This window comes from Pollutimonas subterranea, assembly GCF_002849655.1.
Lineage (GTDB): Bacteria > Pseudomonadota > Gammaproteobacteria > Burkholderiales > Burkholderiaceae_B > Pollutimonas > Pollutimonas subterranea.
On record NZ_PDNW01000014.1, the window covers coordinates 35,147 to 46,961 of the forward strand.

At 56.0% G+C, this 11,815-nt stretch carries 12 protein-coding genes; 2 read left to right on the plus strand and 10 right to left on the minus strand.

Going from position 1 to position 11,815, the window contains the following annotated elements:
* Positions 1-3: 3 nt before the first annotated feature.
* Positions 4-1,152: an ABC transporter substrate-binding protein gene (locus CR159_RS15405; protein WP_102074859.1), complete on the plus strand. Its 1,149-nt coding sequence runs from the start codon at positions 4-6 to the stop codon at positions 1,150-1,152.
* Positions 1,153-1,199: 47 nt separating this feature from the next.
* Here the strand turns inward: CR159_RS15405 and CR159_RS15410 are convergent, their stop codons facing one another.
* The 8 genes from CR159_RS15410 to CR159_RS15445 all read right to left on the minus strand — a co-directional run bounded on the left by CR159_RS15410 (position 1,200) and on the right by CR159_RS15445 (position 8,162).
* Positions 1,200-2,144, minus strand: coding sequence for a helix-turn-helix domain-containing protein (locus CR159_RS15410; RefSeq protein ID WP_102074860.1), 945 nt, complete (start codon positions 2,142-2,144; stop codon positions 1,200-1,202).
* A gap of 142 nt (positions 2,145-2,286) precedes the next feature.
* Positions 2,287-2,805 (minus strand): c-type cytochrome, encoded by a 519-nt coding sequence (locus CR159_RS21700; protein ID WP_199173333.1) that lies wholly within the window; start codon positions 2,803-2,805, stop codon positions 2,287-2,289.
* A 16-nt stretch (positions 2,806-2,821) separates the two neighbouring features.
* On the minus strand, positions 2,822-3,340 hold the full coding sequence (locus CR159_RS15420; RefSeq protein ID WP_102074861.1) for a methylamine dehydrogenase light chain: 519 nt from the start codon (positions 3,338-3,340) through the stop codon (positions 2,822-2,824).
* Positions 3,324-3,962, minus strand: coding sequence for a methylamine dehydrogenase accessory protein MauD (gene mauD, locus CR159_RS15425; RefSeq protein WP_102074862.1), 639 nt, complete (start codon positions 3,960-3,962; stop codon positions 3,324-3,326). The genes CR159_RS15420 and mauD overlap by 17 nt, the downstream gene beginning before the upstream one ends.
* Before the next feature lie 10 nt (positions 3,963-3,972).
* On the minus strand, positions 3,973-4,512 hold the full coding sequence (locus tag CR159_RS15430; protein WP_233208347.1) for a MauE/DoxX family redox-associated membrane protein: 540 nt from the start codon (positions 4,510-4,512) through the stop codon (positions 3,973-3,975).
* The gene (locus tag CR159_RS15435; RefSeq protein WP_102074863.1) at positions 4,509-5,702 is read right to left on the minus strand and encodes an amine dehydrogenase large subunit; all 1,194 of its coding nucleotides are present in this window, start codon (positions 5,700-5,702) and stop codon (positions 4,509-4,511) included. Before CR159_RS15435 ends, CR159_RS15430 begins: the two co-directional genes overlap by 4 nt.
* A gap of 31 nt (positions 5,703-5,733) precedes the next feature.
* The gene (locus tag CR159_RS15440) at positions 5,734-6,612 is read right to left on the minus strand and encodes a transporter (RefSeq protein ID WP_233208348.1); all 879 of its coding nucleotides are present in this window, start codon (positions 6,610-6,612) and stop codon (positions 5,734-5,736) included.
* Between the two features lie 47 nt (positions 6,613-6,659).
* Positions 6,660-8,162: an aldehyde dehydrogenase family protein gene (locus CR159_RS15445; protein WP_102074864.1), complete on the minus strand. Its 1,503-nt coding sequence runs from the start codon at positions 8,160-8,162 to the stop codon at positions 6,660-6,662.
* A 270-nt stretch (positions 8,163-8,432) separates the two neighbouring features.
* On the opposite strand from CR159_RS15445, the gene CR159_RS15450 reads away from it, so the two are divergent.
* A complete protein-coding gene (locus CR159_RS15450; protein ID WP_102074865.1) occupies positions 8,433-9,581 on the plus strand; it encodes an ABC transporter substrate-binding protein in 1,149 nt (382 codons plus the stop codon).
* Positions 9,582-9,628: 47 nt separating this feature from the next.
* On the opposite strand, the gene clsB is transcribed toward CR159_RS15450, so the two are convergent.
* Both clsB and CR159_RS15460 read right to left on the minus strand, forming a co-directional pair.
* Positions 9,629-10,861 carry a cardiolipin synthase ClsB gene (gene clsB / locus CR159_RS15455; protein ID WP_102074866.1) on the minus strand — a complete coding sequence of 411 codons (1,233 nt, stop codon included), beginning with the start codon at positions 10,859-10,861 and terminating at the stop codon, positions 9,629-9,631.
* 99 nt (positions 10,862-10,960) lie between these two features.
* Positions 10,961-11,815 (minus strand): endonuclease/exonuclease/phosphatase family protein, encoded by an 855-nt coding sequence (locus CR159_RS15460; RefSeq protein WP_102074867.1) that lies wholly within the window; start codon positions 11,813-11,815, stop codon positions 10,961-10,963.

The window sequence follows — 11,815 nt, forward strand, 5'->3', positions numbered from 1 at the left end:
CCCATGCTACTAAAACGACTTTCCATCTCTGCTGTCATTTTCGCCGCGCTCGGCATCACGCCAGTGCTGGCGCAGGTAAAAATAGGCGTTGTCACCTCGGCGACCGGCCCAACCGCGCTGATCGGCATCCCACAAAAAAATACCGTGGCCCTATTGCCCAAGAAAATAGGCGATCTCACCGTCCAGTACATTTCGCTGGACGATGCCAGCGACCCCACCCAGTCCGTGACGAGCTTCAAGAAACTGATTACCGAGGAAAAAGTGGATGCACTGATTGGGCCATCCGGATCGCCCAATGCCATGGGTGTCATCCAGTTTGCAGCGGAATCAGGAACGCCTATGCTGGCACCCGTTGGCACGGCATCGGTGGTTCTGCCTATGACGCCCGAAAAAAAATGGGTCTTCAAGACCACCCAGAACGATGACATTATTGCCAAAGCCCTAGTCAGCCATATGGCCAAGTCCGGCATCAAGACGGCCGCCTTCGTCGGCTTGAACGATGCCTACGGCGAGAATTGGTTGAAAGTATTCACCGACCTGGCCGCTAAGAACAATATCAAGCTTATAGCGACCGAACGCTATCAGCGCTCGGACAGCTCGGTCACTGGCCAAGCCTTGAAGGTGCTGGCCGCGAACCCAGATGCGGTGCTCATTGCAGGCACCGGAGCGGCGGCAGTCCTTCCTGAAACTACCCTCGCCAAGCAAGGCTACAAAGGCAAGTTCTATCAAACGCACGGCGCGGCCCTTCCCGCTTTCCTGAAACTTGGCGGCAAGGATGTCGAGGGAACAATATTGGCGGCCAGCCTTATGCTGGTTCTGCCGGAAATCGACGACAGCAACCCGTCGAAGAAAGTTGCTGAAGATTACATTGCGCGCTACACCAAGGAATACGGCAGCGCCCCCGCGACGTTCGGCGCGAATGTGTACGATGCGGGACTGCTGCTTGAGCAGGCCATTCCAGAAGCCGCCAAAAGCGCCAAGCCAGGCACCAAGGAATTCCGCAGCGCCTTGCGGGACGCCCTTGAAAAAACACGCGAACTGGTCGCCACGCAAGGCGTCTACAACATCACCCCCGAAGACCACAGCGGCTTCGATGACCGTGGCCGCGAACTGATCACCGTCAAAGACGGGGAATGGCGTCTGGTTAAGTAAATTACACGTTGGATTAACGCCGCCAGGGCGTTAATCCAACGTCTGGCTTACTGGGTTTGCTGGCGCCGCCATTCGGTAGGCGATACCCCATAGCGACGCCTGAACGCGTGGCTGAAGACGGTGGAATCTGAAAAACCGTGCTGATAGGCAATTTCGCTGACTTGCTTGACCACGGTTCTATCCGCCAGAAAAGAACGGCAGCGTTCAAGCCGTGTGCGCAAGATGTAGTCGGCCGGGGTAAGCTCGTGGTCTGCAAATAGCTTGTGCAAATAACGGCGCGAAACACGAAAGCGCGTTGCCAGACCCGTGGCGGAAAGCTCGGGATCATGCAAATTTTCAGCGATGTACTGGCTTATTTTCCTGAACTGCGCCTGCCTGACCTCGTCCATGGCAGACATGCCACCGTTGCCGGATTGCTCGCATAGATTGAGGCCTATCATCTGCAAGATGATCTTGGCGATGTCGCGTGTGGCGGCATTTGACAGGCCAGGATTTTCTGCGAGGGCGAGACGCAGCGTGTCCATGGCCACACGAGCGCTTCCGTGGCTTGCACTAAAAGAACGTGCCACCGCTTGCGCCAGATAAGGCTGCCACACCGTCATTTGCGGTGCAGGAATTTGCAGAACCAGAAAATGTGCATCTTGGTCGACGGTGACCTCGTAGGGCCGCGCCGTATCGTAGAGACCCCATTCTCCGGGATTTAGAACGGCCGAACGCTGGTCCTGGACGACTTCGCTACGGCCCGACAGCTGCAATGTAGCCTTAAAGACGCTTTGGTCAGATCGGTCGGCAAGCAGTCGTGTGCGCCGCACGCGCTGTGCGGAAGTAAAGAGTTCGGTGACCTGTAGACACCCTATGGTATCGGTAGCCGCCACATTGATGAAAGGACCGGAATTACTGGCGTTGACCTCCAGTTCTACAAAATACTCGCACACGCCCTCACGCCATGGGCTATGGCTCTCGAAGCGGCGCGGCGAAGTGCGAAGTAGCATCGGCGTACACCCTCATCCCTGAGAACTGAATCAGCTGATGGCGGCCAACTATGCCGTTGAATTCTGTTAGATCTTTATACCTAAAATAGCCCGCCAAAGCCATGAGTGAAAACCTGTACTCGCTGCATATGGCAATACAAATTCACTCCGATGCAACCTCGTTCTGCCCAAAAGTATAGGTGGATAGTTCGTATCCCAGCACGCTCAGCTGTCGGCTTAATTCTTGGCGAATGGGCACGACATTATCAAAGCGATATGGACGGGACGCGCCCACCTCACCGGCAGTGAACGGGCTGAAGTCAATCAACGATTGCTGTGGGCCATAGGTGGCCACTATCCAGTTAAGCACACCGGCCAACTCCGCGTTGCTCAGGTGAGACTGCGCCGCTCCCGGTACGCGAATCATGTAGGCGCGACCTGCAGGCAAGCGGCTTAGCAGGCCTATGGAATTGCGGAAACTGGGAACAGAGCGGCGATCCACTCCCTCTCCATCGTAGCGGTGGCAGCCAGCGCACTGCAACATGTAGTCTTTATAAGCGTCAGCACTTAAGACATAGGCCTCATTGGCCGCGGCAGGAGCGGTCTGCGCATAAGCATGCCCCACGATGCTCAGTGCCACCGCGCCGCCCATGTTGCCAAAAAATCTCCAAAAATTAACCATATAGCAACCAACCGGCTTAGTCTTTTGCCAAACTGATAATTACTGAAGTGGTGCAATGGAAAGTACTATTATCGTTGGCCATGCACCAGTTAACATCGTTGTGCAGGAAGAACTCATAGCCCGGCCGCTCTCGTGTTTGCGATGAGCATAGGCATCTTCCACATGCTGTCTTCCCGCAGCAATCATGGTAGCTGACCAAGTAATTCTTGCCGTCCTTGGGATTATGGCAAGTGCCTACCCATGAAATCGGTGAGGGTGTGGTTCCTGGAGGACATGTAGTGGCCGAACCCCCGCAACACGAACACAAGAACCCATCTACCGCGCAATAGCGCCAATAATCACAAGAGCTCAGGTCTTCGTCACTTGCACTTTCCAAATCGGAAGACGTACCCGCAGCGCGCGCGATGGGCAGCACTGGCATAACGAAAGCCGATCCCACCATGATTTTCCCTATTGAACACAAGACGCTACGGCGCGACGCAGTATGAGCCACTTTGCGAGCCACGTTTTCCCCGAGTTTATCCAGCCAATGCATTGACGTTCTCCTTGCGTGACACTTGGGTTTCCCGCAGATCGCTATTTGCCAGAAATTCCTGAGCCGAAGCCACTCCGAGTTCTTTTGCGGTAAATAAACTTTCCAATTGCTCGCGCGAGTTAATCAGTCCCTTGGCCCGCACAATGCCTTGGTCGTCGAGCAGTACCGCGTAGGGCAGCTTGCTGATCTGAAACCCCATGCCCAAACTGGTCGACAGCAAATACGGGAACTGTTGCAGTGCTGCTTGCCGATAGAACGCAAGATGCTCAGGCATCTCGCCGTCGCTGGCCAGTACGATATTCAACCACTGCTTCTCGCTTGCCGCCACTGACTTGAGAATGGGAATAAGCTTTTTACATACCGGGCAAGTAGGAGACAGAAAAAACAGCAACTGACTCTTGGCACCCGGGGTTCCCACCCATTGTTTACGCCCGAGCAGGTCGACCAATTCGAACCGGGGCGCAGGCTCGCCGATGCCCGGCCCCTTGTCCATGGTCAGCGCGCCCATAGGTGCGACACGCTCATACAGCACACCAATTTGCCGCGATAAGGCAAGTACAACCAGAACGAGGCCAAGCACGACAGCCCATAAGATTACATTTGAAATCATCAACCCATTCATGGGGATCTCCTTAGAGTTTTTGAAGCTTGGTATGGGAATCGATCAGTTGGTTCAGTGAAAAATAAAGCCCGAGAACGGCCAGGGTCGCTCCAACGAACGTCAAACCATCCGTCCAGGCCAACATGCGTGCAACGGCCTGGTTCGCCAATAGCGCAGGAAGAGCAAGTCCCAATAGCAAGCCGTTGCGTGCAACCAGCCACCATGTCAAGCCACCTGGCTTATCTGTGTAGCCACCACATCCGCAATCAATATCACGCCTGCCCCGGAGTAGATTGATAGCCATGCCCAAAGTACCCGTCAACAACAGCAGCTCGGCGACTACGGCCCCCATGGGACGAGTGGCCGGAATCAGCAGCAAGATTCCAGCAGCGATTTCCGCCGTAACAAACACTGCGGCAAACGGTACGATCAGGCCCATGGGCAGCAATGCATAGTCAGATACAACGCCCTGGAAACCAATGAAGTTGCGCAGTTTTTCCAGCGAGCCCAGCAAAAAGATGCCGGCCAGGCTGGCCGCACTGACGTGGATCAGTATCGGATCGATCATCATTTCCCTCCACTGCCCGGATGGGGCAGCACCTGTAGTGCTGCTTCTCCAGCGCCTTCTATTGTTTTTAAATATTCGGGTTGAACGGCGCTGATATCGTAGATGTTCACATTGCCGCCGTCTAAGGTCAACAGCCGGGGTGAGGCACCCTGTACGATCGACATCGACAATGCATCACGACCTGGCACACGCGCTATGCGCGTCTTCGATGCCAAGTCATAGACCCAGATCTCGGCTGCGGGATTCTTGTGCGACCCCTCTTTACCATCGGGATGCATGAACACATACAGACGTTTACTGGCCTGTTCCACATCAATCAGGTTGTAGCCGCCGGGTACCCAGCCCTTCGCCTTGTCGGCCTCGCTAAGCAATGACCACACCGGTTCGAACTTGATTTCATTTCCATGGAGGTCGGCGGTATAGACATTCCCGTGAAAGGAAACAAAGTAAGCCTTGTCGTTCAACAGGCCTGGCGCAATAAAAATGGGATCATCCTGTACCGGAAACATACGCGTGCTGCGGTGCTGACTGGCCACTTTTCCTTCGGCATCCAGGTTTATGGACAACAAAGAGCCATCGCCGCAAATGGTCATGAAGCTTCGTGGCTTGTTCGGCAACGGAATAACACTCCAGCAACCCGCCGTGGAAGTGATCTCGGTGGCAAACTTTTCTTTGGCAACGTCGACCACCGTGATTGAAGTAGCCGGCGTCGCATTTTGTAAAACGATGAACTCGCCGTCTGTGGTTTGCCTGAAGATCCCGTTGTAGTTCAATGCCTGGGCTCGCTTGGCGGGGATAATTATTTCTTTCTTGAATGTCAGCGCGGAGCCATCCCAGATTTCCACCACATCGGTTCGTTTTCCACGAGTCACGCGCTCGTGATAGGTGGTCATCGTGTAGATGTTTTTACCGTCTTTGGAGACCTGCATATGTCCGTTATAACTGGTGGGCACCATGCCCAGGAACTTACCTGTGGCACCATCATAGATATTGAGCCGGCTTTCGGTCAGGTGCTGGAACACCGAATCCATGACGTAAATCCGATGTGATGCATCGTTCGAGAGCTTATGGCCGCCGCTAAGAGTCTCAAGCGGCGCCTGTTGCTGACCCGATGCGATTCCTGACGCCGTCAGAAGGGTTGCCATAGCCAGCAACTTGGCTGCACCCGGCTTGCGTCTAAAAACAGTAATCATGTAAGTTTGCTCCTGGCAGGTAGACGTGTAGTCAGAATGCATACACGTAACGAAGCTGCACTCCGCGCATACGCGGGCCATTTTCTACTTTAAGGTCATGGATGTACTGAAGCTGGATCTGGTTTGCCTCGTTGATCTGGTGCGTGGCTTCCAGCGCCAGTTGATGACTGTTATTGCGCGTTACCATGGTTTCGCCATTGACCTTTTCCCGTCCACCGGTTTCGTAGCGATACCGCAAGCCGACATACGTATCTGGTGTCAGATTGGTCGATGCCAGGGCCATCAAGCGTATGGAAGGTGATTTCTTCAAGGTCTGGCCGTAATAGTTGTCGTTATTCCCGTAGAACTCGAACTCGGCGATAGCCTCAAGATATGTGGACTCGCCTATGCCTTTCACAAAGGCAAAGTCCTGGATGGTAGTCCAGCGATTCTTGCCAGGCGACACATCGGCCTGAGACCCACGATAGCGACCCGTAGGAATCGTTATAAAAGGTTCCCACGCAAACCAGGTTTTGGTTTCCTCATTGTTATAGAACCAGAAGGCCGCACCGGCCACGATATCGCCAAAGCCGGAAAGACGATCGTCTGGCATGCCGGGAACTTTCAAGGTTGTGCGGTACGACGGTGCAATGAGTTCGTACTGCACGGTGGTTTCGCCTACTTTTCTAAAATGCATTTGCCTGTAAACCAGCGCCTGAACATCCAGTTCGGGGCCGTCTTCAATGCGACTACCACGGTTATAAAATCCGTGGCTACCAAGCGTGGCAAAGTATCCCGCTATCAGGTTTGTTCCAGGCGGCGCGGGGATCCAGTCTCGCGCACTTGGATCGCCGGCCTGTGCTGCCCCAGCCATACCAAGACAGGCAACCATCGCCAAGGCCTTTATTCTTATATCGCCTGCTTTTATCATTATTGAAATCCCCTTTTAGTGATATACGCCAAGGCGGCTTATTATTCTTAACGCGCCGCCGCATACGCCATGCAAACTGATTTTTTCTTCAGATACATGTCAATAGCGGCGGCACCATGCTCGCGCCCGATTCCAGATTGCTTGTACCCGCCAAAGGGCATGTGCGGATCCAGCATATTGTGTGTATTGATCCAGACCGTACCGGCCTGCAAGCGCGGTATCAATTGGTTGACGCGCGTCAGGTCGTTGCTCCAGATGCTCGCGCCCAGGCCGAAACGCGAGTCATTAGCCAGCTGTATCGCCTGCTCTTCGGTGTCAAAAGTAGCTGCTACGACCACTGGCCCAAATATTTCCTCGCGTGCGATCCGGGCATCGGGCGCAACATCGGCGAATACAGTGGGTCTTACGAAATAGCCCGTGCTCTCGTCGGGTTCTCCACCCGTCATAACAGTGGCGCCTTCCCGCTTGCCGATATCGATATAATCGAGCACCCGTTTGCAATGGCGTTCAGACACCATCGGACCTAGTTGCGTAGTCGGGTCGAATCCCGAACCCATTTTCATGCTGTCAGCCAGGTCGGCCAGGCCGCCTACTACTTTTTCGTATATCTTTTTTTGGATATATAAACGTGAACCTGCGGTACATACCTGACCTTGATTGAAGAAGATGGCATTTGCGGCACCCTGAATAGCCAAATCAACATCGCAGTCGTCCAGCACGATAACGGGCGACTTGCCTCCTAGTTCAAGCGAGACCCGTTTCATATCGTCCATGGCTTGCCGACCTATTAGCTTGCCCACCTCGGTAGATCCGGTAAAAGCGATCTTGTCGATGTCTGGATGCGCCACTAGCGCGGCGCCCGTTACCTCGCCGCGGCCTGTAACAACGTTGACGACACCGGGAGGGAAGCCTGCCTCGAGCGCGAGCTCTGCCAAACGAATGGCGGTCAGCGGAGTTTCTTCGGCGGGCTTCAGCACGACGGTACAGCCGGTGGCCACGGCCGGTGCGATTTTCCAGATGGCCATAAGCAAGGGGAAGTTCCAGGGAATAATGGCAGCTACCACGCCAACCGGCTCCGGTCGGGTGTATGCATGGTAATGAACACCTGGCGGAAACGGAATGGAAACATTCAAGGTTTCACCAGAAATCTTGGTCGCCCAGCCTGCCATGTAACGCAGCCACTGGGTTCCAGCCCCGACTTCCAGGCCGTGTGAAAGTGCCAACAGTTTCCCATTATTGAGGGTTTCAAGGCGAGCCAGTTCATCAGCATGAACTTCCATGAGCTCCGCCAGATTCAATAGTAGTTTTTCACGCCCGGCTGGAGACATATCGCGCCAATCCGGATGGTCGAAAGCCCGGCGTGCCGCTTGCACTGCATCGTCGACCTGCTTTGGTCCGGCCTCGAGCTGCTGGGCGATTACTGTGCCAGTGGCGGGGTCGTAAACCGGGATAGTCGGGCCGTCGGACTGCGTATAGGGACGGCCATCGATTATCATGTGCTCGCGAATTCCGTCAAATGCTGAACTTCCTGGTAGTAACGTGGCTGACATAATTCTGCTCCGGACTCTGAGGTATGGAAGCAGAATAGCAACGTCAAAGCGCAAGGTCGTGTGCTGGTGTGCACCGCTACATGTCAGTTTGCGCACCTCGTGCCATGAATCCGTGGAACCCCGGATCAATGCCCATAAAGAACCGGATCGACGCGGCATATGTATGAATCGACTATGCCGTTTAGAATAGCCTCCGAACGGCAACAACGCCCCATCAGGATGACGCCCCATGTCTCCTTGCATACTCATTCTTTAACGGAGAACCCGCCCATGTCCTTCAGAACGCTTGCGCTTACCGCGACGCTGCTTGCCGCTATGGCCACCGCCCCCGTATTGGCTCAGGTCAAGATAGGCGTGGTCACATCGGCAACCGGTCCCACCGCAATGGTCGGTATCCCTCAAAAGAACACGGTTCCGCTGCTGCCCAAAAAAATCGGCGACCTGACGGTTGAATACGTTTCGCTGGACGACACCAGCGATCCTACCCAATCGGTCACCATCATCAAGAAGCTGCTCAGCGAGGAAAAAGTCGACGCCATTATCGGGCCTACCGGTTCGCCCAACGCCATGGCGGTTATCCAGTTCGTGGCCGAATCCGGCACGCCCATGCTGTCGCCCGTGGGTACGGCTTCAGTGATTCTGCCCATGACTCCCGAAAAGAAATGGGTTTTCAAAACCACGCAGAATGACGACCTGATTGCCAAGGCGCTGGTGCAGCACATGGTTGGCACGGGCGTTAAAACCGCCGGCTTCATCGGCTTCAACGATGCCTATGGCGAAAACTGGCTAAAGGTATTTAGCGACCTGGCCAAGCAAAACAACATTAAGCTGGTTGCGGTTGAGCGCTACGTTCGTTCCGATAGCTCGGTCACCGGCCAGGCCCTGAAAGTATTGGCGGCCAAGCCCGACGCGGTGCTGATCGCCGGCACCGGCACAGCGGCGGTACTGCCCCAAGCCACGTTGGCCAAGCAAGGCTACAAGGGCCAGTTCTACCAAACCCACGGCGCTGCGTTGCCCGCATTCCTGAAGCTGGGCGGCAAAGATGTGGAAGGCACAATCCTGGCAGCGGGCCTGATGTTGGTACTGCCAGAAATCGCCGACAGCAATCCTTCCAAGAAAATCGCACAAGACTACATTACCCGCTACACCGACATGTATGGCAGCGCGCCTGCCACGTTCGGCGCCAATGTATTTGACGCGGGCTTGTTGCTTGAAAAGGCCATTCCGATTGCCGCCAAAGCGGCCAAGCCAGGCACCCCGGAATTCCGCAGCGCCTTGCGCGATGCCCTGGAAAACACTCATGAATTGGTCGCCACTCAAGGCGTCTACACCATGAGTCCCGAAGACCACAGCGGCTTCGACGAACGTGGCCGCGAAATGATCACCGTCAAAGACGGCCAGTGGACACTTCTAAAGTAAGGCACGACAACGATAGGCGTGCCGGAGTCCTGATGGCGCCGGGGAGTTCAATACTCTGACGATTTGCCGGTCAATGCCACCCCGGCCCTCAGCATGAAGTATGAAAAGGCGTCGATCCAGCGCCCGATCATGCCACGGCCCTGCAATGCTTCCTCGGTAACGAGCCGGGCGTTGTTCTGCAGTTCTGTTTCAAGCGCCGACTTCAGCTCGTCGGCGAAAGCCGCATCCTGGACGTAGACGTTCGCTTCACGCGCCAGCAGCAAACTGAACGGATCGAGGTTCGATGAGCCCACCATGGCGCAGTCGTCAATGACCGCGACCTTGGCATGCAGGTAGCTGGCCATGTATTCGTGGATTTCGATGCCATCGTCCAGCAACTTGCAGTACATGTAGCGGCCGGCCCGGTATTGCATGGGGTATTCCGATCGCCCTTGCAACAGCAGCCGCACCCGCACGCCACGGCGCGCCGCATCCTCCAATGCCTTGCGCAGGCGACGCCCCGGAAAAAAATAGGCATTGGCAATCAGGATATCGTGGCGCGCGTGCTCCATGATACTCAGGTAGGCATCTTCGATCGTCTGGCGAAAACGCAGGTTATCGCGCAACAGCAATGCCGCGCGATGCCCGGGGCCGTCCAGGGGAACGGCAGGCGCCTTAACGCGAAGGCTACGCCACTTGCCCCATTCCTTCAGGCGCCGATAGAAGGCCGCCCAGTCGTCGCGCCGCCTCCATGCCATGCGCAGCCACAGGCCGCGCTGCGCCCGCGCCAGGTCGTCCACGATAGGGCCCCGCAGGCGAACGGCAAAGTCGAACCGGGGGCGCGCACCTTTTCCGTCGTCCGGTACATCCACATAATCGTCCAGTATGTTTATACCGCCCACAAAGGCGATACGCTCGTCGACCACCGTCACTTTCCTGTGCAGGCGACGCAAGCGGCGCAGATCGAACTTCATATAGCGCAGGCCGGTGGGCTCCGGCCGATAGATGCGGAATTGCGCTCCCATATTAGCCAGTCGCACTCCGATCTCCCTGGCATGCTCGTGGCTTCCGAAGCCGTCGATGACCACGCGCACTTTAATACCCCGTGCACAGGCTTCGCGCAGATGGTCCAGCACCAGCAGACCGGTCTTGTCCAGGTTGAATATATAGGTTTCCAGATGGACTTTGCGCTTGGCTGCGGAGATGGCCGCGCATAGGGCGGGGAAGAACTCCTCGCCGTTATGCAAGAGATCGATATGATTGTCCTCGTGCCACTTCAAACGCAATGGTTTACGCGCCATGGATGCGTCCCTTTCTAAAACGCGTCGATTGCATGCCCATCAAGGGGAATGGCTTTGTTCAGTACCGTCGCGCCAGTGCGAGACGTCGAGTATGCGCGTTCACGGCAATTCAAGTTCGGCGACCAGCGGTGCATGGTCGGACAACTGCTTCCAGGGCGAACCGTGCAACACCCGCGCACTGCGTACGGCGAAGCCGCGCTGGTAGATCCGGTCCAGGCGCAGCCATGGGAACGCAGCGGGAAAGGTGCGAGGCGGAGGGATAAGGCGCGCCGCCCCATTGATGCCCAACTGATGGACTTGCTGGGCCAGGGGCAAAGGCTTGGGAAATGGACGCAGGCTGTTGCGCCAACGCGCCACCGAGCCCCGTAAGTTGCCGGGTTCGCCGTTTTGCGGGGCGATGGCGAACACCTCGTACAAACCCAGTTGCTGAACGAACAATGGCGCCAGGCGATTGTTCCAGTCGTTGAAGTCGCCCGCGACCAGCACCGGCTCATCGTCCGGGACCAGACGTTTGATGCGTTCGACCAACGCGGCTACCTGCCGCGAGCGCCCGCCGGCGAACAGACCCAGATGGACGACCAGGCAATGCACCGGTGTGTTGTTGATTTCCACCACCGCATGCAGAATCCCGCGCTGTTCCATCTTGTGATCGGAAATGTCCTGGTTTTCGTGTTTCAGTATGGGGAAACGCGATAGCAGGGCATTGCCATGATCGGTATGATCGCGCACGGCATTACAACCATAAGCGGCCTCCATGCAGAGCACGGCACCCAGCGACTCATGCTGCGCATGAAGGCTGGACCGGGATTGATTTCGGCCCTGTACCTCTTGCAGGAAGGCCAGGTCGGGACCCAGGTTGTAGAGCCCGAGCCGCAACTCGGCCAACGACTCACGGCTGCCCATTGCCGAGCGGCCCTTGTGAATGTTGTAGCTGACGACCCGGATTACCGACAC

Bases quoted from the DNA above. Each gene is read 5' to 3' on its own strand.
- CR159_RS15435 (WP_102074863.1), bottom strand. From the start codon at position 5,702: ATGATTACTGTTTTTAGACGCAAGCCGGGTGCAGCCAAGTTGCTGGCT.
- CR159_RS15410 (WP_102074860.1), bottom strand. From the start codon at position 2,144: ATGCTACTTCGCACTTCGCCGCGCCGCTTCGAGAGCCATAGCCCATGG.
- clsB (WP_102074866.1), bottom strand. From the start codon at position 10,861: ATGGCGCGTAAACCATTGCGTTTGAAGTGGCACGAGGACAATCATATC.
- CR159_RS15445 (WP_102074864.1), bottom strand. From the start codon at position 8,162: ATGTCAGCCACGTTACTACCAGGAAGTTCAGCATTTGACGGAATTCGC.
- CR159_RS15405 (WP_102074859.1), top strand. From the start codon at position 4: ATGCTACTAAAACGACTTTCCATCTCTGCTGTCATTTTCGCCGCGCTC.
- CR159_RS15420 (WP_102074861.1), bottom strand. From the start codon at position 3,340: ATGCATTGGCTGGATAAACTCGGGGAAAACGTGGCTCGCAAAGTGGCT.
- mauD (WP_102074862.1), bottom strand. From the start codon at position 3,962: ATGAATGGGTTGATGATTTCAAATGTAATCTTATGGGCTGTCGTGCTT.
- CR159_RS15450 (WP_102074865.1), top strand. From the start codon at position 8,433: ATGTCCTTCAGAACGCTTGCGCTTACCGCGACGCTGCTTGCCGCTATG.
- CR159_RS15430 (WP_233208347.1), bottom strand. From the start codon at position 4,512: ATGATGATCGATCCGATACTGATCCACGTCAGTGCGGCCAGCCTGGCC.
- CR159_RS21700 (WP_199173333.1), bottom strand. From the start codon at position 2,805: ATGGTTAATTTTTGGAGATTTTTTGGCAACATGGGCGGCGCGGTGGCA.
- CR159_RS15440 (WP_233208348.1), bottom strand. From the start codon at position 6,612: ATGATAAAAGCAGGCGATATAAGAATAAAGGCCTTGGCGATGGTTGCC.